Genomic DNA, 19,651 nt, shown 5'->3' on the forward strand with positions numbered 1-19,651 from the left:
CCGTTACGAATCGTTCTTCCAATCGCTGATTCCAGTGTACAGGGAAGTTGGGATTATATCAAAAGGTATCCATACTTCGTAAAGAAAACGAGACGAAATACATATATCATATTAGCTCTCAATACTGTGTATAACATGGTTTGCATCAAGGTGTTCGTCCATCCGCTTGATCAACTGCATCGCCACATCTCGTGGCGATCTTAATTGGCCTGCTTCATATACTTGATTGAACATACCTGCAAGAGCGAACTCCTCTGTACTTTTGCCTCGTGCAGCAGCCTGTAACTCCGTATCAACCATCCCCGGATCAAAAGCAATAATCTCAACAGGGTTCTGTCGGCCCGTTTGCTCCAAAGCTACGCATTGGGTGAACATGTTCAAGCCTGCCTTGGATGTACAATACACTGCCATTGATGGCGCGGGATAACTTGCCGAACCCGATGAGAGATTGACAATTTTACGTCTGGCGGACAGGTGATTCGTATGTTGAATAAAAGATGAACTCAATATCATTGGTGCTGCAAGACTGATGTTAAGACTCTGACTTATCTCTGCCGCACTGCATTGGTCTATGGGTCTTAGAGGCTCCAGCATCGCTGCATTATTAATGAGTCCAATGCAATCGGCTTCCTGAGACGGAATTACGTCCAATACACGTGTAACCACATCATCAATCCCGGTCAGGTCGGCTAGATCGTACTGAACATGGCGGTAACGCCCGCTCCATTCCTCGCTTGATTCCAACAGATCCGAACGTCCGCGTGAAATACCGTAAACGTAATCCCCCTTAGCCAATAATAACTCTGCAAGTTGTAAACCGATCCCTTTGGATGTACCTGTAATGATAAAGTGTCTTCTTCCTGTTCCTGTTTCCATTCCGAAACCACGCCTCCTCTATTTTCAATGATATAATTCCCCTACTCTTACGAGTTTTTCTTTCTCCACAACGTGGCCCAGAGAAAAGGTACACCAAAATACGGTTCATGCTGCTCCATCGCCTTCATCTCACGGAACTCCACACATTCGAAACCATCTTCCAGCATGTAGCGAAGCTTCTCCTCCGTGAATGCAAGACCACCTCGCATCGACTTCTCTTGATACACCTGCCAATCATTCATAACGATCTCCGGTCCACCAATATCGCCGTAACCAGGAGCAAAACAAGTCATTCCAAAGTATCCTCCAGGCCGGAGTGCATTGTGGATCATTTCTATGTAGGGAATGCGCTGATGAGGTAACAGATGGTGCAGACAACCCGAGTCGTAGACAAGATCATATTCTTGCTCTGGGGCCAGTTCGAACACGGAGCGACATTCAAAGTGCACGTCCAGTTGCTCTTCTGCCGCCCTCTCTTTAGCCCAGGCAATCGCTGTCTCGGAAAGATCATAAGCATCTACCTGATAGCCTTGGCGGGTTAAATACAACGCATTTCTGCCCGGTCCACAACCCAGTTCCAGTGCCTTGCCACCTGTCAGCAGACCTGCGTTCACATGAGTTACCAGATTCTCATCCGGTTTGTTTGGGAAAAAGGGGATGGGTCTGTTCCGATCCTCATAGAATGGCTCCCAAAATTGCTTGGCAGATCTGAAGTCCGCATCGAGCATATCATACAGATCCTGTACACTTTTAATCGTCTTTTCCACAACCACATTCCTCCTTAAATTCCCCACCCAAACCTTCATATCCGACTATTCATTTCTCGTAATTCTCATTAAATCAGCCACACTCTATTATAACATTTTTACCCATTAATTCTCTATTTTTCTTGCGTTTTTCTACTCCAAAACACAAGCTTTTTCCCAACAAAAAAACGACCGACATGGATGTCGATCGCTTACAATCGTAGCGGTTTTGGGTTGTAATTTACTTCGCCCTTTCCAAGACTGCAAAGTAATTTCCTTCGTTATCAGCAAAGTTGAAGACACGCCCGGTGGGCATCTCGACAATCTCTCCAACCGTTACATGTTTACCAGACAAGTCGGCATATAACTGATCCAGATTTTCGGTGAAGAACATTAACGAAGGTGTGCCCAGATTTACACCCGCCGACATCCGTTCGACGAACTCTTTGTCATGGAGAATAATACTCGTCTGCGAATCTGCGGTAGGCGCGATCTCAATCCATCTCATGCCTTCGTCAAGGTTTACTTCATCCACAATGTGGAATCCTGCGACTTCAGTCCAAAAAGCCAGTGATTCATCTTGATCATTGACATACAACATAATTTGGCCGACTTTGCTAAACATGGATCAATCACTCCTCTGATCATCTAATCTCTCAACATCCTGCTTATCATTCCTCAAATTCCAATAGAGTATAACATGCGGGACAGCTTTTTTATCATAAGTGGATTTATTTATGAGTATCAATCTTAAGTTATCAATGAATCTCCTGAAGTTACTTATAGTGTTTTAACAAGTGAAAGTCTATGAAACCCCGAGGTATAATAATTCATATCGATACTTTCCTTTTGAAAATTCATTCGTTCATAAAATACAAGCGCTGCTTCATTTTCTTCATGATCAAGTGTGTAAAGCATGACATCACTACATCCAAATTCAGCTATTTTAATGCATATTTTAGTAATAAGTGCACGTGCTACTCCCTGTCGAAGGTGCGATTTGCATGTAACAACGCCAACGATTTCATATCGATTAACAGTAGCCTGAAAGATATAACCAGCATGACCTATGACAACATCTGCTTCGTCAACCATGACATAATAAGCACTGATACGTTCATCCGTCATTTTTAAAAATGAATCCCAGCGCGCAGGATACTGATCGCGTATAAACGAAGGAAATTGAAAATCATGATCCGTCATCATTTTCAGCACTGCTGGCTGATCAATCGCTTGAAAAAGGCGAATAGTCATCTTTTTATCCCCTACCCCTTAGTGTGCATATAGATATCTTTTAAGTTACCGGCTTCATAATATGGATACTCTAGTTTTTGTTGAACTTGAAGGACGATCTCCGTAGACGTTAACATTTCGACCAAGTATAGTCCCAGATCAATGGAAGCCGTAACCCCCGCACCAGTTACGGTATTACCATCACGCACTACACGCGCTGAAATTACTTCTGCACAATAAGGAGTCAACAAATCATAAGCAGATGAGTTGGTAGTAGCCCTTTTTCCATTCAGGAAACCTGCTGCCCCCGCCAGTCCTTTCGTTCCCTGAATAATAAATAAAGTGTTTGATCAAAAGATCAAACACTTTTCCCAGGCGTACGGCATATAATATATGTGCTTCCTCGTGGTTCACTCCACGTTTACGCCAGTCACACACAACAGATATTTAACAACTAGTATACATGACATCTTTCATCACTGTATATATATGATGAAAATTATTGCGCGTCTTTTAACTTCTTCGTAAGATAAAGTACAACATCGTCGTCCATAATCGTTTCTTCACCCGGCTGAATGTAATGATCATGTTTGTGTACACCGTGACCGTCTGGTATGTACCCGCGATGGGCATATAGAACTTGCGCTTTGCCATAATCAGAAAATACGCCTACACCAATGCCTGCTACATCCGTTCGTTCCAGAATAACTTCCTCTGCTCGGTCCATCAACCGTGAACCAATACCTTGGCGCTGGAACTTCATCAGCACATTAAAATCGTTAATTTCGGGAATGCCTTGTTCCCTGAAAGACGGGTAGCTGGAATACCACAATACATTCACGTATCCGGCAAATTCTCCATTCAACTCGGCTACCAAGGTTACGCGCTCCCCATTCTGTTGTTCAGCCAAGTAACGAAGATACTGCTCAGCGAATCTCCCCCAACCCTGCTCCTGAAACGCCTTTGATATGATTACAGGATCGCTCTCATTTAATAGTCTGATATGTACACTCAATGATGAATCCTCCTTAAAAAGATATTTCTTCTTGCTATATTCCCAGTCTATCCCGAAGCGATGTGATGTGAGCAACATGGTGTTTGCCATGCCAAGCATACATGCCCAGATTATAATCCAGTCTTGTCGTTTCTTCCGATGAGGGATGATAAAATTGTTTGGCATAATCTGCATCTGTCAGCGCGTTTAACAGAAACACCCAACGACGATGGAGCGCATCCAGAATCTGAAGCGAGAATTCGACATCCAGGTCCCTTGAATCACTCAATTCAGCCCAGCGCTCTTCATAATAAGGCCGAATCGTTGGTGTATCCTCTGTCAGTGCCAACTTGAAACGAATCATACTGTTCATATGGCTGTCTGCCATATGGTGAATGACCTGTTTGAGCATCCATCCACCTTCTCGATACGGCAGACTTAATTGATCTTCACTCAATCCCTTTACCGCTTCTCGTGCGCGTTCAGGCAACTCAGCAATGTCCTGAATCCACTTCTCCCGCTGTGCCAAAGTAACTTCACCCGTGTGTACAAATGGTCCTATCGGAAATCTTTCATCCATCCATTATTCCTCCTTGTTTCTATGATTCAAATAACTTTTAACATTATCTAAGGAGCATATTCCATAAGCCAACAGTCTCTCATCTGTCCTTCATGCTGCTCATGTTTCTCCAACAGTTTAATCTTTTGGAAACCACATTTCTCGTAACAGGATATCGCTCGCAAGTTCCAGGATTGAGGGTCCATAACCACTTTACGGGCTTGTCTTTCATTAATCAGATAAGCCAGCATGGATTGCATCAACTGTGTACCAATGCCTTTATTCCAGTAGTCTACCTCACCAATAAACTGATCCGTTCCATAGATGATTTCATCCGTATCTCCATAACCATACTCCGTTCGTTCTTCTTCCTCAAGCTCATAGAACTGAATGTATCCAATCGGATGTCCTCCATACTCAACGATACAACGAGTAGCATCATCTTTCTGATTGTAAAAATGTTCTCTCACTTGCTCCAAATCATGCGGCCGATCACGCCCTTCATAGTATTGAAGAACTTCCGGGTCTGACAGCCACTTCACCAGATGTCGTTCATCTTCTGTGTCCAAGAAACGTACGGTGATTTCATTCGATTCATATACATTCATCATTCTGATTACTCCTTATTGATCTCCAGATTCTCACCCGTAACCCAACTTAGATCCTTCCCTAACAAATGTTCGTTGTGAACATAATACACCATGGGATTCTCAAGCGGCTGAGTCGTTCCATCCAAAGATCTGAGCGTTAACCGCAACTTGTAACTCCCTATCTCATCAGGTATCGCAAATCCTATCAGATTATCAGCTGATTTCATGGTTTTCCCCTGCGCCTTCAGATACTTTTCCAGAATGACTTGATCAAAATAGGAGCTGCCGACAGACGAAGGCATGTACCACGCATCATCTTGTTCTTCAGTAAATGTGACCCCTTCCCATCCTGGGACAACGGGATACACCATATGTTGATCCTTATCTTCTCTTTTTCGCGTTATCTCTAACTCTATCTCAACTGCATCCGTATCAATCTGCCTGATTGTGCCTGCCATCACAACATCCTGTGCACTCACACTTGGAATTACATAGCTGTATATGAGCAGAGTCACCAAGAGAATTATCGCTATTCCCGTAATCCAAAATATTGTACTTTTACGCATCTGTCTGATCCTCCCCTCTGGTTAATCATACTTCTGGAGTAGCTTCTTCTCTGTTAAAGATTGAGTTAACCTATCCAACTCAGGTGATGCCATCCAATCACTGGAGGTGTTCAATCCATGCTTAATGGTATGTATCGCGCTATGTGCAGACATGTATATATTATGGTGGACTCCAGGTTGGACAATGATGTGCTCTCCTGCACGCATCACTCGAATCGAAAACATCTGATCGTCTCCATAACTGGCATAAGCAATCCATCCCGATTGCACCACATAAAACTCCGTTAGATGGATATGTACATGACTGTTTTGCCATGCTCCGTGGGAAGAAGCAACGGTTCTACAATAATAACTGCCATCTTCTGCGATCATTTTATATTTCTGTTCCCCGTTCGCCATCTGCTCGAAGCTGGTTTTGACACCAGTCTCACCATATTTCTGTTCTGAGAATTCTGTGTTCAATCGCCTTCATCTCCTGACAAAAAATCCCTTTATTCTAACATTCGACATAGGTAAGTCGATTCTCCTGTTTGGATATGCGATATATCTTTGCTAAAATATGAAACGCTTCTCTTCCAGCTTCCGTATTAAGGTCGAAGCCGTATGTATCCCCAAATAGTAAACCATCTGATCTGGAGGTTGAGCGCATGTCATTTTTTAAGAAAATGTTAGCCAGTGTAGGTGTTGGAGCAGCCAAAGTAAATACGGAATTGCATACACCAGAGGTCACGCCTGGAGGAATCATCTCGGGGGTTGTGTACATTGAAGGTGGAGATGTGGAACAGAACGTAGATCGAATCTATCTTTCAATCAAAACCCATTACATACGGGAGCACGATGATCGTAAAGTAAAAGAAACAGCCGTTATAGCCAAATATCTGCTCACCGAAGGTTTCACATTACAGCCTGGAGCCAAATTGGAGAAAGACTTCTCATTTGACCTGCCAGAAAATCTGCCAATTACACTGCATCGTGCAGAGGTATGGGTAGAGACGGGCCTCGATATTTCAAGCGCTGTAGACCCCTCAGACCGGGACAGACTGCATGTTGTTCCTAGCAAAGACATGAACACCGTGCTCGATGCAATTGATATCCTTGGTTTCAAACTACGTGAAGTAACCAATGACTACGCACCAAAGCTGGGCGGCAATCTGCCATTTGTACAGGAATTTGAATTTGTACCAACAAACAAATTCCGTGGGCATCTGGATGAGTTGGAAGTGCTGTTCTATCCGATGGGCGATTCGCTGGAGCTGCTATTACAGATCGATCGCCGGTCTCGTGGGCTCAGTGGAATATTCTCCGAAGCCATGGGTACGGATGAGAGCTTTGTCCGCCTGCATCTGTATGAAAGACATCTGGCGCGAGGGACGCATTCTGTCGCTCAAGGACTGGAAGAAATCATTTCCAAACATATCTAATCTATAGTTTGTGTTAACGAATAAAAACCGTCCTCTATCAGACAAATCTGATGAAGGACGGTTTTTTGGTTGGTTCAGTTTCACAAGACAATACTTCAAGAACGCTGTGTCCAACGCTGCATTCCTGATCGAAGCCCGTAATATGCTGTGGCAAGCAAAACGAATCCGGCAACAACCATGATCATGGATGTTGTATCCCACCGAACAATAGTTCCAAAAGCAACCTTGGATTGCAATGGGTTACCGTAAGTAGCGGTGTTTGTCAGATCAGGTACGTAATTCATAGTCATGATCATTCCTTGAATGACATTCCAAGCTGCAAAACCGATGATGAATAACAGGGTAACCAGAACGGATTCCATCGCTAATCGTTTGTTCATGCTTGTCATTTACCTCCTCAATTATGGTTAGGAAGGATTGCTTTATACGAAGTCTCTTTCCATTTAATTGGACAAGATGTGCTGCATCTCCTGTTTTAGACGATCTTTATTTTCATCCACATATTGATACAGCAAGTCGAAGCTTTCTTCGTTATCCGATTGCATGCTCAAATTCGCGGCTTCCAGTTCAATCTGCTGTAATACCTCATGAATCTGTTCCCCGTGTGTTTGCAGGCTTGTCGTGATGTCGTTCTCGGACAGCCCATTCACATTATCTCGTAATTGCCCGTGCGTTACGCCGCTTTCAGACAACATCTGCTCTATCTTCTTCAAGATCACGGCATCTGCATCATTGCCGATCCGCTCCATAGCTGTTATCGTCTCACCCAGGTACTGCCCGCTGGCATTCTCAAGGAAACCGGTCATCCCGTTCATGGACAGCTCGGTATCGAGATCGATGATCAGAATGATATCTCGCAATACTTGCGGAAGTTCCTGCCCACTTTCTCGAATTGTCGCAAATTCAGCCCGGTAAAGGTCCATGGCAACACTCCCCACCACTTCTTCACCTGACATCTCTTCAAGCTGATCGAGTGGTAACAACTCCTGCAATTCTTCTTGTAACTTGTTCATCTTTCTCTGCCTCCTGTATCTCTCTGTCTATATATACGCCGACACGTTATTACATCATAGCAGAATACGCTATACAAGTTGAACTTATGGAAGTTTACATGTTGGTGCCGAAGTCATTTTACAGGGAATATCGTCAAGTTAACGTGCACTTGACCTCAGGAAAATGTTCCGCTGTTATGATCTTGGCATCACGAGTCTTGGGAGGGGTAATGATGCGCCTGGCCTTGTTCACAGACACCTATCTTCCGGAAACCAATGGTGTTGCTGGCACGCTCCACCGCTTGAGTAACCATCTGAACCGCAGAAGAATTGAACATCTGCTATTTACTCCGAACTCCGTCATTGAAGGAAGCCATGAGACTCAAGTCAGATCGGTTGCCAACATCCCTTTTTTTCTGTATCCCGAATGCCGCATCGCTCTACCCAACAGAGCAGACATGCACAAGCAGCTACAAACCTTTCAACCCGATCTGCTGCACATCGCTACGCCTTTTAATATGGGGCTGCTTGGCCTGAGGTATGCACTCAAACACCATCTTCCGCATGTTGTCTCCTACCATACCCACTTCGATCGTTATCTCGAATACTACCGGTTGAAAAGCATGATTCCGCTCTACTGGAAATATATCCAATGGTTCCACCGCGCCTGTGATGCAACCCTAACTCCATCGCAGGAAACGTTAAACACCCTGCAAACCCAAGGCATTCAGCGTCTGAAACTTTGGTCTCGCGGGATTGATTGTAACCTGTACTCCCCTGATAAACGCAGCTCGGATATCCGTGAACGATACCACATCACCGCTCCCCTTATTCTACTCTACGTTGGTCGCATTGCCCCGGAAAAAGACATCGCTACGCTCACAACTACCATGCAGCTGTTGCCCCAGGAAATGCAGTCCCGTGTACACTGGATTATCGTTGGCGACGGCCCATCTCTTCCCAAAATGCGTCTGCAATCCCCACCCAATGTCACCTTTACAGGATATATGCATGGCGAAGAACTTGCTGTTATGTATGCTTCGGCAGATCTGTTTGTGTTTCCTTCCTCTACGGAGACATTTGGCAATGTAGTGCTGGAAGCGATGGCTTCCGGACTTCCTGTGGTGGCGGCCAATGCCGGAGGTGTAAAGGATCTGGTATCCCACCACCGTAATGGTGTATTATTCGAGCCAGGTCAGGCTGATGCACTGATTCGGGAGATATGTCTCTGGGGAAATCACGGGAACCAATTGCGGATGATGGGACTGGAAGGCAGAAAGCTGGCTGAGCAACGGTCGTGGGAGCACATTTTTGACACACTGATCGGGGATTATGAGGAAGCTATAGAACATCGGAACAGAAAAACAAAAGATCGAATTATTACAGCATAGTCTGATGAAATCATCTTCTTCCAATAACCCATAACTACCGCCTCTGCCCTATGCAAAGTTATACCGGTGCGTCCGTTCAGGCTGCCGCAGCATGTGCACGCTGCTACGGTCGGCCTGAAACATGTTTGCAATACGTTTCATAACAAAACCTGCATCTTGGAATGGGTTGAGCTATTACACGGTATGTAGACACATAGAGCCGCAGTTATTAGAATTATTTAAAATATTTTAATGATTGTATATAGAAAAAGACATGACCTCATCGAACTGGATCATGTCTTTTATTGCATACGATCTATTGGTTGAATTTACTGTACGGGACTTTGATATCAACAAACCCTTTAGCGTAGGGTGCAACCTCATAAGGATAGAATCGGATGACGATCCCTTTATCATATAAAAAGAATTCAGATGTTTGATCAAGCTCAAAATCATAAATATTTTCTTCAAAAATAGAATCTCCTGCATTATACATGGCTAATAGACTGTTTGAAATTGATTTCTCTACCTTCTCCATCTGAGTATCATCTTTAACATACTCACTTAGCTTCAGTTCTTTCCCCGTTCTTAAATCATAGTTATATGATTTTGTCGCATCCATTCCATGTGCTCCGCCAGTGTACACATGATCTTCATATACCACAGATAACTTTTCTTTTGCATTGTATTTTACACTGGCCATGGTAATGTAGAAATAATTTTTGTTTAATTTCTTTTCTTCTTTGTCCAGGCGAGCTGCTTTCACTGCGTGAAGTTTAAATGTCTTGTTCAGCTTATCCGTCACAGATTTATTTCCACCTGTTAGATGTATGTATGGCTGTCCTTTGTAATATTGGACCTTCGTTTTCACTGTAATCGTGATGCCTGCCTCTACATGACTACTCGGAAGAATGATAGCAATCAGTACAGTGATCAGCAGGTAATTTATCCATCTCCATTTTTTTCTTTCCATTCTATAATTCAACATTATTGATAACCCCCTTTGGCTCAAATGATATCGTTTCTTGCATTCTGTTCCATATTACCTGTGGAGTACCCTTTAGGTCTGTTCCGCTCTGAACGTTGCCAATCCATATATCTTCTGCTCCCGGATGTTGTAAATAGTGCCTAAGCGTTGCTTTGATCAGAATAGACGAATGTAAGTCCAACACCTCATCCAATGGTATCCAGAATAACTCGCCTTCATCCGAGGGCACAAAATGTCGATGCGTGGTCTCTCCGAAATATACAAACTGCTGCCATATCTCACCACCGTTAACCTCCAACAGAATATATCGAAGCCGAAAGTGTTCGACATCCTCTTGCGTGAACCCGGTCTCTTCTTCAATCTCCCGATAGCTGGCGCTCATGGGTATGTTCAGTTCCCCTTGTTCCAGATGCCCGCCAATGCCACCCCAAAATTCAAAATCAAATAGTCTGCTACCCGCCTTCTTCATCATCAGCATGTCTGAGCCATTGCTCAAAAACGCTGTAGCCATCTGTCTAATCTCCATATGTATGTTCCTCGCTTTCCGGACTGTGATTATAGTAGTCTTTATCTATATAAACTGAACTAAAGAATATTTACACTAGTCACTCCGATGACAGAACAACCTTCCGATCGCTGTTATCCCCAGATTTTTTGATTCCTTTCCTAAGGGGAAAAATCCGGGGATAAAGGCGAGGTGTATGCTTCCGAAGTAGCTTTCTTTCAGAAAGCTTTTAGCTTCGCTTTTTTAGGTTATTTCTGTCCTCTACGTTTTGTGTAAATGTTATATTCAATTTATATAACCGTCTTCTAAAGCAGTTTCTTCAACTCACTTAGATGTGCAATCGTATGTAAAGGACCCGACGTAATGCTGTCCTGCCACGGCTGGTTGACCTTGATCCAGATGGTGCTCATGCCTACGCTTGCTGCTCCTTCAATATCGTTCACGGGATGATCGCCAATGTAAATGCATTGCTCTGGTCTTAGACCGAAATGATCGAGCGCAAGCTGAAATATCCGTGGATCGGGCTTTTTGACTCCAGCCTCTTCTGAAACAATAATATGGTCGTAATCCTCCCGGATACCGAGTTGATCGATTTTTCCATACTGAATATCGGTCTGCCCATTGGTGATTAACCCGGTTTGGTATTTCCCCCGCAGATGCTGAACGACTTCTCGCGCCTGTTCCATCAGAACTGAACTTCGCACATACTCTCTGCCATAGAACTCCATCAGTTCTGCATGTGGCGGATGCTCTGCCCAGGGCAGTTCATGCAACAACTCGTTGAACAGAAAGGGTTTGTCCTTATAACCATCTTCATCGAGTTCAATGATTCTTTTGAGGATATCCTCCGTGGACTCAAGATGGGCAAAATAGGTTTTAATCAAACTCCGAGCGAAGCCGTCAAAGGTCATCGTTCTGTTCAGAATTGTATTGTCCAAATCAAAAATAACGGCTTTAATATGATCCATCTTCCTTCTCCCCCAATTCCAGTACATGTGTTATCTTCTCCATACTCGTCACTTCTCTAAATCCCAAGTCGCGATAAAAAGAGCCGGCAACCGGTTGATCCGTGTACAGAACCAGTCGAGCGTAATGTTTTTCCGCTTTTTGAATAACCGCATCCATCAGCCTGCGCCCAACCCCATGTCTTCGAAATTCTCTCATCACATAAAGTCTGCGAATTCTTCCGGTATCAATCATTTCAGAATAAGGATCTCTGTTCAAACCGCAGATCCCAACCACCTTATTGTGCATTCTGCATTCAAAAGCGCTTCATCTTCTTGCTCAAATGTATTGATTCCTGTCTCATATTCATGGATTAATCGCTCGATATGTCTGAACCCCTCACTGGAGCTTTCGGCCAGCACCGGCACTAATTCGTCATGATTCCATACCGATATCTCCTGAATCCGCATGGTGTAACCGCCTCCAACATGTTAAATCAATGGTACACATGCAAAACCCAACCATACATTGAATGATGGCCGGGTTTATCTTGTACAGCTCATTCTCATTTTTTCTTTTTGTGATAGTGATAACCCGTGCACAGACCCTTTTGCTTGGATTTGGCTGAACAGTTATGTCCACCGTTCTTGTCCAGTCTGCCTGGATGAGCATAAGCGGAAGAGGATACACCAACAAGTACAACAAGAGACAGAATTACGATAACAACCTTTTTCATAAGTCACCCTTCGATCAACACCCTATGCTTTAGGGCTTAATACATGCTATATCATTCTACATGAAAATCCACATTTTGGATATCCTTCATCTTTTTAGCCGATCCATTCTCATAAAATCTTATATTGCTTCAATGCATAGGTGACCCCATCTTCACTTGCCCGCAGGGTGACATAATCGGCGCTTTGTTTAATTCGTTCTCCGCCATTTCCCATCCCAATTCCGATTCCCGCATAATCTAGCAGATCCACATCATTCTCCCCATCGCCAAAGGCCATTGTATCCTCTCTGGATATCTTCAGGTAGTCGAGAACTTTCTCTGCGGCTATAGATTTGCTGACTTCGCTCGCTTCCAGCACATTCACTACATACGGATGGAATCTCACGAATCGTAAGAAAGGAAATCTGGACTGGAATTTATCCGTCTCCGCCTCATCCGCATATAAGCAAATACAATATACGTCCTGTTCCAACGTGCTGATTTTCTGCGGAAAATCCATGAGTCCAAGCGTATCTCTTAAGGCCTCAGAAACACGACCATCTGCTGTACACAACCCGTTCGTCTCAAATGACTCTGTAAAATATGAAATACTATGCCCTTGCAACTCGGCAAACTCACTGAATGCTCTAACCATCTGTGCTGAAAGTACAGACTTATGTATCACTTCATCACCTGCTTTGGTCAATGCCCCATTAGCCGAAATGATCGTATCGATTCCGAGATTTCTGAATTCTTCGCATAAATTATAGGGCCTGCCTGTGACAAGTACGACTTGAACGCCTTTACGAATCAATTCCCGGATCGACTCTGCTGTACGCGGTGATAAACTCCGATCTATCTCGCTCAGCAATGTACCGTCTACATCAAAGAACACAGCTTTCATCAAAATGACCTTCCTCCTCTAATCTGCTTCCTGGGACTTCAAGTAAAAAGAGCAAGTACAGAATAACCTAATGTGGTCTTCCTGCCTTGCTCTTGCGTTAACGGGTCTGAACATCTTGGGTACGTCCCATGTACCATGATTGAAATGATTCCGCCGTATTCAGGGGAATGTCATGTGCCTGATGATGCAGAACAGGTTTGGCACGGTTTACCGTATGAATGGAAGCCACACCGAACCAACGCTGTAACACATTACGGGTGATCTGCACTTCGATGACTTTCTCACGTTTGGAGATGAAGAGTGTTGAAGTGAGCGCACCGGTTCGAAGTTGAATGAAATTCTGATGCAGAATGTATCGGGTATGGAAAAAGTCCATCACTCTGCATGTTGCAATCCATACGAGGAGAATCGCAGAAATCATCCACCAGGCATGTTTCTGCCCAAACACCAATGGTCTGAAATACCACAATAAACCCGTGATCATGATCCACCCCCAACTTGGTTTGAGCAGGCGCAGCCATAGCGATATTCGTGGAAGTTTTTCCATCTCCTGCGTAACCCGATAGGATGGTAGAATCTCCTCAATCAGGGTATATGCTTGCTTCACAGGCAGGAAAGGATATAGTGAGTTGACCTCCTGCTCGGACTCCCCCAGACTACCCGCAGTGGTTAGTTCTACTTCCGCCAGTCCAAGCAGCCTTTTCATCGGTGACTGTGTAATTTTGACGGCCTGGACTCGTTCTTTCAGGATTGAAAATGACGTTTGCTCCATCATGCCCTTCGAGATATAGATCCGCTTGGCATCCGAGGTGATCTGGAAATTGCCATACTTTACGAAGGTTCTGACTATGCCCAGAGCAATAGATATGATCAATAAAACCAAAATCATCAAACTGGCAATCAACCAGGAATCAAGCCAGGTTAATAACAAACTTTCCGTTACTTCTTCATCAGGGAAGAAGTCCTTCACCCAGGAATAGAGCGTAGCCAGGACCGGAATCAGTACGAGAAAGCTGAGCGAGGTAAAGGATGCTTTGAATATGTCCTTGCGGGTGGAATGATAATGAACAATCCGTTCCTGTTTTTCTTTTGCAGGTAGAGACATGGCTTCATCAGTTATAACAGGGGCGGATTGCGTCTCTCCCTCTTCCATATCCTGAACTGCATCCAACGTATCACGTTCCTCTGTTGCTCCTACTGTTTCTGCATCTTCTGCCAGATAACCCGCTACAATCTTCTCCAACTGCTCCGCTTCGGAAAGTGAAACAACGTGTAACTGGAAGGTAGCATCTTCTCCCTTGATTCCGGTCTCGAATCGAATCGACGTCACGCGGAACAACCGATGAAACAGCGTCGTATGTCGGTTCACGTTCTGGACCTTGGTATACGGTATCGTTCTTCGAGTACGGTTGAACACACCACTGTAGATGTGAAAGGCCTTATCGTCTGCTGTATAACGAGAAGTGAACCACTTCCAGATGATCGACACGATGCCGATGGAAATCCCTGCATAAAAGGCGATTCTTCCATAGAAGAGCCATTGGGACTCTGAGCCCTGACGGAAGACAAACAAAAACAGGATGATCGCGAACGAATTCTTCACCAGTTTCCATAGACTCCACAGCATGGTTAATGGATGATGTCGCTTCATATCGATCATTCATCCACCTCGTTAATCCGCGCATAGGACGCAATCTGATGACGAAGTGCAAGCGCGACTTCCTCTGGCAATGCCGGGATTTCATGTGATGAACCCATCGTGCCAACCGATACGGAATAGAGTCCATATTTTCGCATCAAAGGTCCCTGATTGGTTGTAACCGATTGCACTTTCGCCATGGGGATGATCTGGTGTACCTTGGTTAGCGCCCCACGCTTCAATTGCAGGAACTCCTCATTCACATCATAGTACCAATGCTTGTATAACCATGACGGCTGGATGAAAATATCCCACACCGCATATAGCACAGATATGGCCGTGACGCCCCACAAAATCCAACCAATCCACGTCTTCCATCCATAGATGGAGTCGAGTATTAACAGTACGGCAAGAATTAGAAAGCCTATCACATTCCATATGATGGCGCTAATTCTCCACAAGTTTACCGCATGAGGGGACAGCCGTTGCTCGGGTGTATTCCACTGGATTGACATATGTTCACTCCTTTTTTCCTCGGGTACATAAAAACACACATGGTACACTGTACGAACAATCGTTCACGATCGATGCAAAAAGATAAAGAGATGACCCCTATATAATACAGGTCGTCATCTCTTTTGTACGTTTCATTTTAGTATAAAATCCTGTACTTCACACAGCCAAACCATATGATCTGTTCCTTCGCCCCAGTAGTTCTTTGCCACGACATAGGGTTCACCGAATTTGCGTTGCCACTTCTTCTGTGCGATCTGGTAACCGCTATCCAGGCAGAATTGCTGGATTCCCAGCCGTTGCAGTTCAGTAACCAGTGCAAGAATGAGCGCCGAACCACCCCCCTGTCCTTGAACCTCGGGCAACACATACAGGCTACCCAGTTCTCCGATATCATTCAGCCGGCCCTCTGTACATTCTCGAATCTCCTCACCACAAGGTCCATACGAGATTGTGCCTACAATAACATCTCCCATTTTGGCGACGAGGAAAAACACACTTGCTTTGATGTTGTCCTTTGCTTGCAATGCCTTGTGAATCATCGCTTTTTTCTGTGTTATTTCACCTTGAATATCATCCAGAAGCGAGCCTATTCCCTCCTGATCAAATGCTGCGGGAATGGTTGTCTCGAACACCTGATACGCTCCATCTGCATCTGATTGCGTCAAAGGTTCAATGGTAATTTTGTCATCCACAGGTTCTTCTCCGTTCCATATACCTTCTTAATCTGTACGTCTCTGAATCAGTCTTCTTAGTTGATTCGAATCCTCAAGAGGAATGCTATATCCAGTATGCGTTTCTTCCTGGTTGACTAACAGGCCTTGCATCTTGGGATCCATTCCTAATGAAAAATCATACCGTGTTATCGAGCTGTCCGCATTTGTTATGCTCATGTCGTACTGTGTACCATAATCGAGAATGCCGGGCAAACGCTCAGCCTTATGTATGGCCTCCATCATGATCCGTATCTCATCAGATCGATCAAACTCAACATCTTGGCATGGTTCCAAAGTGAGGTCTGGATTACAGGTTAAGGTGATCAACAGAGGAAGTCCCTCTTCCGCGTTCGATTCATTTGGTTTACTGCACCCTGCAATGAACGTGGCAATGACAAAAACGAGCAACACTCCTACATATCTCACCATACTGCGTGCCTCCCTGACTTAGTATTAAATAAACTAGTAATGAGTAGAGAAGTACTAAATACAGTATATAATGAAATGACTCAATTTCACTAACTATCTATATTCATATCAAGTTACGTAACTCCGGGTCCCATGAAGACAACATAGCGATCAGTCGCTCTACGGTCTCTTCCACAAATACCTGAACTCTCTCACCCGTGATGAACTCAGGAGTAATTCCCGGTTCTTCCCCATTAAGAAAAGAAAACGTGTGGTCCCGCCAGCGTACAATCTCATCCGCAGTTAAACGATCCGTCATGTCATAACCCGGTGAACTGTTGAGCACCTGCCATACCTCTTCGCTCCAACTTGAACCTTGATAGAGATTAAAATCGATCTGGTCCGTCTCCTGGTAATATAAACGCGCTAGTTCATCCTTCGATCTGCTACTTCCTGTATATTGATCTACCTTGTTGACCCGTTCGACGAATTCAGGATGCACACTCCGGAACCAGTAATAGTCTGTCATCACATGCATAAAGTACCCACGAACAAACCACTTCCACCCTTCATCGGTATGTTGTTGCATATAGAATGAATAGAGTTCCTTCAGTTCACCAACGTAATCTCCATCATCTTTCGGGTTAAAATGGGTGTATTCCTTATCCTCTCTGGTTGTACCTTCACGCATATGTATAGAATCCGGGGCGATGTTCCCCAGATAGAATGAACCTTGTGCGGCCTGCATTTGCAGCGAGTCTGCAATCAGATTAGCAATATTGAGATGAACCATAGGTAACGGCATAGAGTTAATCTCCTTTTATCGGGAAGTATTCTACTATACTTAGGAAAAGAAACGATATAACCTACTAGTGCAACGTACAGATCACTGGAATAGTGAGACTTCGATGTTCCACCTTTTTTTCACCGTAGATGCGTGATTAACCCTGAATTCTCTCCACTTGCATGCGGTCAAACAGCTGCTCCAGATCCGTATGGTACTCCGGGTGCTCCTTCACAAGCAGACTAATATATTCCGACCCACACTCATAGAATACTAGACGATTAAACGGAGCTGTATCTCCAAAATGATTGCTCTCCTGCCCGAATTTTGCCCGAATCAGATTCTCAATATAACGCGCGTAACCCTCGTTCCACTCCAACCAGCTCCAGTACTCGGCTTGTTCTTCATTTAATGAGCTAAACAACGCCTTTCTAGCTGTGTGTACTAGTGTCAGGTCTTTACTCTTCAAAGCAGACAACAATGAGTTAATCCGCTCCATAACGATTTCATCTTCATACGGAAACTCATAATCCAGTTCCCATGTCACACGCTTCAGTTGGTCCATTTTATGTTTAATCTGAAGACGGTTCACGATCCGCTCATCATATTTCTCATATACATAACAATGAACATATTCGTGGAACAGATAAACTTTCTGCTCCAGATCTTTGAACGCTGTATCCGTTACAATCGCACACATTCGTCCGTCCATATGGTGCACCGGCATAGCGGCAAGGCATTCATCTGGAATATATAAATCGTCCGGAACCGTCTTCACCCACTCATATTGCTGCGTTTTGGACGAATAATCATAGATATATAATAAAGCTTCATAGGCTACAACGACTGGATAATGTTCTGCAAACAAAGGATGTAGGCTAACCAAGTCCTTCTGAAGCTCGTTTAACTCGTTAATTTGCTCTAAAAAAGCATCCATGTCATTAACCCTCTCTTTACTGGATTGATGCGTTAATCATACTAGATTAGGAAAGATAAAACACTGAGAGAAAAATGATAATTCTGTTCGAGTGTGAAATGGTGAACGTTAGAACCGCTCTCCGCGTTTCTCATACAGGTAGATATCCAGTGCCTGAATCACACGCCGGGCAAGCTTAATAAACAGGATCAGTGCATACACACCCAGTCCGTATAACAGCACATTAATCAACATTAGAAATATAGTAATCATAATTGTTATTCCTCCTATGAATCTATTAAACCACCACTCCCTATTCTAGCATATTTTTCCTCAGTTAACTTTTATGGTGGATGTAAAAGTCATTCGGTGTACTTATTGATTCAAAACGAAAAAAACTTCCACATCCGTAAGTGAACGGTGGAAGTTTGTTAATCCGGTATACAGTTTTCTAAGTTCGTTCACCACTGACTATATGCCAATGCTGATGCTTCGAGTCTTGATAACTGCCCAAGTTAGTTACAATCTTCGATGAGCCTGTCTGAGCTAACAAGTCAGCAGCTACTTTTTTAATGACCTGCATCATTTCTAAGAGCAGCTCATCATTATTCTCTTCCTCTTCTGAAATGAAGGACTGAATATGAATCTTGGGAATTACAACAATGTGATGCTTGTAGTATGGCCGAGTGTGATGATAAGCCATAACGTTATTTGTTTCCATGACAACTTTGACTTGCGTTTTACCACTCAGCACCTCATCACAATAGAAGTCCTGTGTCATAATATCCCCCCTCTTACTATTAAGTTCTGATATATCCTGCCTTCTTCAACACATATTCCGTAAACGGATTGATCTCAGGGATCGGCTGATTCAGATTAAAATATCGGAGTTCCAGACCTTCATCATCCATAATGGTTGGGCTGCCCTTGATGCCTGCAGCTTCATAAACAGCCATGACGTTGTAAACTTCATCACCATGTGGATACTGATAGTACATGTCCTCACCTGAAAAAATGCTAATGAGTTTGAACGATTCCGCTCTCAGTCCGGCCTCTTCATACAATTCCCGCGCAGCTGTTTCCTCCAAAGACTCCCCGGGTTCCATGGATCCCCCAAGTGTCCCCCAATCCAAGCTATCTGTACGTTTTTGTAGCAGCAGGTGACCTTCCTCATTGAACACGAGTACACATGAGCCCGCCATAATTAGAGGACGCGAACCCACCAGTTTTCTTAGCTCCATGATATATCCCATCCATGCTTCTCCCCCATC

Annotated in this window: 30 protein-coding genes and 1 riboswitch; of the genes, 2 read left to right on the plus strand and 28 right to left on the minus strand. The window is 44.1% G+C overall.

All coding sequences use genetic code 11. From position 1 onward, the window contains the following. Window positions 1–111: 111 nt before the first annotated feature. From MHI14_RS22725 to MHI14_RS22770, 10 genes are all read right to left on the minus strand, one after another. Window positions 112–876, minus strand: coding sequence for an SDR family NAD(P)-dependent oxidoreductase (locus tag MHI14_RS22725; protein WP_341131248.1), 765 nt, complete (start codon window positions 874–876; stop codon window positions 112–114). 47 nt (window positions 877–923) lie between these two features. Then, the gene (locus tag MHI14_RS22730; protein ID WP_341131249.1) at window positions 924–1,643 is read right to left on the minus strand and encodes a class I SAM-dependent methyltransferase; all 720 of its coding nucleotides are present in this window, start codon (window positions 1,641–1,643) and stop codon (window positions 924–926) included. Window positions 1,644–1,863: 220 nt separating this feature from the next. Then, window positions 1,864–2,247, minus strand: a complete 384-nt coding sequence (locus MHI14_RS22735; RefSeq protein WP_249911329.1) for a VOC family protein — start codon at window positions 2,245–2,247, stop codon at window positions 1,864–1,866. Between the two features lie 155 nt (window positions 2,248–2,402). After that, window positions 2,403–2,876: a GNAT family N-acetyltransferase gene (locus MHI14_RS22740; RefSeq protein WP_341131250.1), complete on the minus strand. Its 474-nt coding sequence runs from the start codon at window positions 2,874–2,876 to the stop codon at window positions 2,403–2,405. Window positions 2,877–2,887: 11 nt separating this feature from the next. Further along, window positions 2,888–3,190, minus strand: a complete 303-nt coding sequence (locus MHI14_RS22745; RefSeq protein WP_445670376.1) for a DJ-1/PfpI family protein — start codon at window positions 3,188–3,190, stop codon at window positions 2,888–2,890. Window positions 3,191–3,217: 27 nt separating this feature from the next. Next, window positions 3,218–3,299: riboswitch (ZMP/ZTP riboswitch) on the minus strand. A gap of 55 nt (window positions 3,300–3,354) precedes the next feature. Next, on the minus strand, window positions 3,355–3,870 hold the full coding sequence (locus MHI14_RS22750) for a GNAT family N-acetyltransferase (protein WP_091033036.1): 516 nt from the start codon (window positions 3,868–3,870) through the stop codon (window positions 3,355–3,357). A gap of 34 nt (window positions 3,871–3,904) precedes the next feature. Continuing rightward, window positions 3,905–4,429 (minus strand): YfiT family bacillithiol transferase, encoded by a 525-nt coding sequence (locus tag MHI14_RS22755; RefSeq protein ID WP_341131252.1) that lies wholly within the window; start codon window positions 4,427–4,429, stop codon window positions 3,905–3,907. 47 nt (window positions 4,430–4,476) lie between these two features. Continuing rightward, window positions 4,477–5,016: a GNAT family N-acetyltransferase gene (locus MHI14_RS22760; protein WP_133385909.1), complete on the minus strand. Its 540-nt coding sequence runs from the start codon at window positions 5,014–5,016 to the stop codon at window positions 4,477–4,479. Between the two features lie 8 nt (window positions 5,017–5,024). After that, window positions 5,025–5,564: a hypothetical protein gene (locus tag MHI14_RS22765; RefSeq protein ID WP_091033043.1), complete on the minus strand. Its 540-nt coding sequence runs from the start codon at window positions 5,562–5,564 to the stop codon at window positions 5,025–5,027. 21 nt (window positions 5,565–5,585) lie between these two features. After that, on the minus strand, window positions 5,586–6,026 hold the full coding sequence (locus tag MHI14_RS22770) for a cupin domain-containing protein (RefSeq protein WP_341131253.1): 441 nt from the start codon (window positions 6,024–6,026) through the stop codon (window positions 5,586–5,588). A 185-nt stretch (window positions 6,027–6,211) separates the two neighbouring features. Here MHI14_RS22770 and MHI14_RS22775 point away from each other — a divergent pair, with 185 nt between their 5' ends. Continuing rightward, window positions 6,212–6,985: a sporulation protein gene (locus MHI14_RS22775; protein ID WP_341131254.1), complete on the plus strand. Its 774-nt coding sequence runs from the start codon at window positions 6,212–6,214 to the stop codon at window positions 6,983–6,985. A 95-nt stretch (window positions 6,986–7,080) separates the two neighbouring features. Here MHI14_RS22775 and MHI14_RS22780 read toward each other — a convergent pair whose 3' ends face one another. Together MHI14_RS22780 and MHI14_RS22785 are read right to left on the minus strand one after the other, a co-directional pair. Continuing rightward, window positions 7,081–7,365, minus strand: a complete 285-nt coding sequence (locus MHI14_RS22780) for a hypothetical protein (protein WP_341131255.1) — start codon at window positions 7,363–7,365, stop codon at window positions 7,081–7,083. Window positions 7,366–7,428: 63 nt separating this feature from the next. Then, on the minus strand, window positions 7,429–7,998 hold the full coding sequence (locus MHI14_RS22785; protein WP_341131256.1) for a DMP19 family protein: 570 nt from the start codon (window positions 7,996–7,998) through the stop codon (window positions 7,429–7,431). A gap of 212 nt (window positions 7,999–8,210) precedes the next feature. Between MHI14_RS22785 and MHI14_RS22790 the strand changes: the two genes are divergently transcribed. Further along, window positions 8,211–9,368, plus strand: coding sequence for a glycosyltransferase family 4 protein (locus tag MHI14_RS22790; protein ID WP_341131257.1), 1,158 nt, complete (start codon window positions 8,211–8,213; stop codon window positions 9,366–9,368). 295 nt (window positions 9,369–9,663) lie between these two features. Here the strand turns inward: MHI14_RS22790 and MHI14_RS22795 are convergent, their stop codons facing one another. The 16 genes from MHI14_RS22795 to MHI14_RS22870 form a co-directional block, all read right to left on the minus strand. After that, window positions 9,664–10,335, minus strand: coding sequence for a DUF3298 and DUF4163 domain-containing protein (locus MHI14_RS22795; RefSeq protein ID WP_091033072.1), 672 nt, complete (start codon window positions 10,333–10,335; stop codon window positions 9,664–9,666). Beyond that, window positions 10,322–10,846, minus strand: a complete 525-nt coding sequence (locus tag MHI14_RS22800; protein ID WP_133384059.1) for an NUDIX domain-containing protein — start codon at window positions 10,844–10,846, stop codon at window positions 10,322–10,324. The genes MHI14_RS22795 and MHI14_RS22800 overlap by 14 nt, the downstream gene beginning before the upstream one ends. Window positions 10,847–11,145: 299 nt before the next feature. Continuing rightward, a complete protein-coding gene (locus tag MHI14_RS22805) occupies window positions 11,146–11,808 on the minus strand; it encodes an HAD family hydrolase (RefSeq protein ID WP_091033077.1) in 663 nt (220 codons plus the stop codon). Next, window positions 11,795–12,064, minus strand: a complete 270-nt coding sequence (locus MHI14_RS22810; RefSeq protein WP_341131258.1) for a GNAT family N-acetyltransferase — start codon at window positions 12,062–12,064, stop codon at window positions 11,795–11,797. Before MHI14_RS22810 ends, MHI14_RS22805 begins: the two co-directional genes overlap by 14 nt. Further along, window positions 12,061–12,255, minus strand: coding sequence for a hypothetical protein (locus MHI14_RS22815; protein ID WP_341131259.1), 195 nt, complete (start codon window positions 12,253–12,255; stop codon window positions 12,061–12,063). The genes MHI14_RS22810 and MHI14_RS22815 overlap by 4 nt, the downstream gene beginning before the upstream one ends. A 95-nt stretch (window positions 12,256–12,350) precedes the next feature. After that, window positions 12,351–12,521, minus strand: coding sequence for a YHYH domain-containing protein (locus MHI14_RS22820; RefSeq protein WP_094030640.1), 171 nt, complete (start codon window positions 12,519–12,521; stop codon window positions 12,351–12,353). Window positions 12,522–12,630: 109 nt separating this feature from the next. Then, window positions 12,631–13,407 carry a Cof-type HAD-IIB family hydrolase gene (locus MHI14_RS22825; RefSeq protein WP_341131260.1) on the minus strand — a complete coding sequence of 259 codons (777 nt, stop codon included), beginning with the start codon at window positions 13,405–13,407 and terminating at the stop codon, window positions 12,631–12,633. A gap of 94 nt (window positions 13,408–13,501) precedes the next feature. Next, complete coding sequence (locus MHI14_RS22830; protein WP_341131261.1) at window positions 13,502–15,064, minus strand: PH domain-containing protein; 1,563 nt, start codon at window positions 15,062–15,064, stop codon at window positions 13,502–13,504. Next, window positions 15,061–15,558 carry a PH domain-containing protein gene (locus MHI14_RS22835; RefSeq protein WP_047842183.1) on the minus strand — a complete coding sequence of 166 codons (498 nt, stop codon included), beginning with the start codon at window positions 15,556–15,558 and terminating at the stop codon, window positions 15,061–15,063. The genes MHI14_RS22830 and MHI14_RS22835 overlap by 4 nt, the downstream gene beginning before the upstream one ends. A 132-nt stretch (window positions 15,559–15,690) precedes the next feature. Next, window positions 15,691–16,251 (minus strand): GNAT family N-acetyltransferase, encoded by a 561-nt coding sequence (locus MHI14_RS22840; RefSeq protein ID WP_341131262.1) that lies wholly within the window; start codon window positions 16,249–16,251, stop codon window positions 15,691–15,693. A gap of 27 nt (window positions 16,252–16,278) precedes the next feature. Next, window positions 16,279–16,701 carry a hypothetical protein gene (locus MHI14_RS22845; RefSeq protein ID WP_341131263.1) on the minus strand — a complete coding sequence of 141 codons (423 nt, stop codon included), beginning with the start codon at window positions 16,699–16,701 and terminating at the stop codon, window positions 16,279–16,281. A gap of 103 nt (window positions 16,702–16,804) precedes the next feature. After that, on the minus strand, window positions 16,805–17,485 hold the full coding sequence (locus MHI14_RS22850; RefSeq protein WP_341131264.1) for a zinc dependent phospholipase C family protein: 681 nt from the start codon (window positions 17,483–17,485) through the stop codon (window positions 16,805–16,807). Between the two features lie 136 nt (window positions 17,486–17,621). Continuing rightward, the gene (locus MHI14_RS22855) at window positions 17,622–18,401 is read right to left on the minus strand and encodes a hypothetical protein (protein WP_133384053.1); all 780 of its coding nucleotides are present in this window, start codon (window positions 18,399–18,401) and stop codon (window positions 17,622–17,624) included. 108 nt (window positions 18,402–18,509) lie between these two features. Continuing rightward, complete coding sequence (locus MHI14_RS22860; protein WP_341131265.1) at window positions 18,510–18,653, minus strand: hypothetical protein; 144 nt, start codon at window positions 18,651–18,653, stop codon at window positions 18,510–18,512. A gap of 178 nt (window positions 18,654–18,831) precedes the next feature. Next, window positions 18,832–19,161 carry an HIT domain-containing protein gene (locus MHI14_RS22865; RefSeq protein WP_176872724.1) on the minus strand — a complete coding sequence of 110 codons (330 nt, stop codon included), beginning with the start codon at window positions 19,159–19,161 and terminating at the stop codon, window positions 18,832–18,834. Between the two features lie 19 nt (window positions 19,162–19,180). Continuing rightward, a complete protein-coding gene (locus MHI14_RS22870) occupies window positions 19,181–19,633 on the minus strand; it encodes an NUDIX hydrolase (protein ID WP_133384052.1) in 453 nt (150 codons plus the stop codon). Between the last annotated feature and the right edge of the window lie 18 nt (window positions 19,634–19,651).

Source organism: Paenibacillus sp. FSL K6-2393 (assembly GCF_038002545.1).
In the GTDB taxonomy this organism is placed as follows: Bacteria; Bacillota; Bacilli; order Paenibacillales; family Paenibacillaceae; genus Paenibacillus.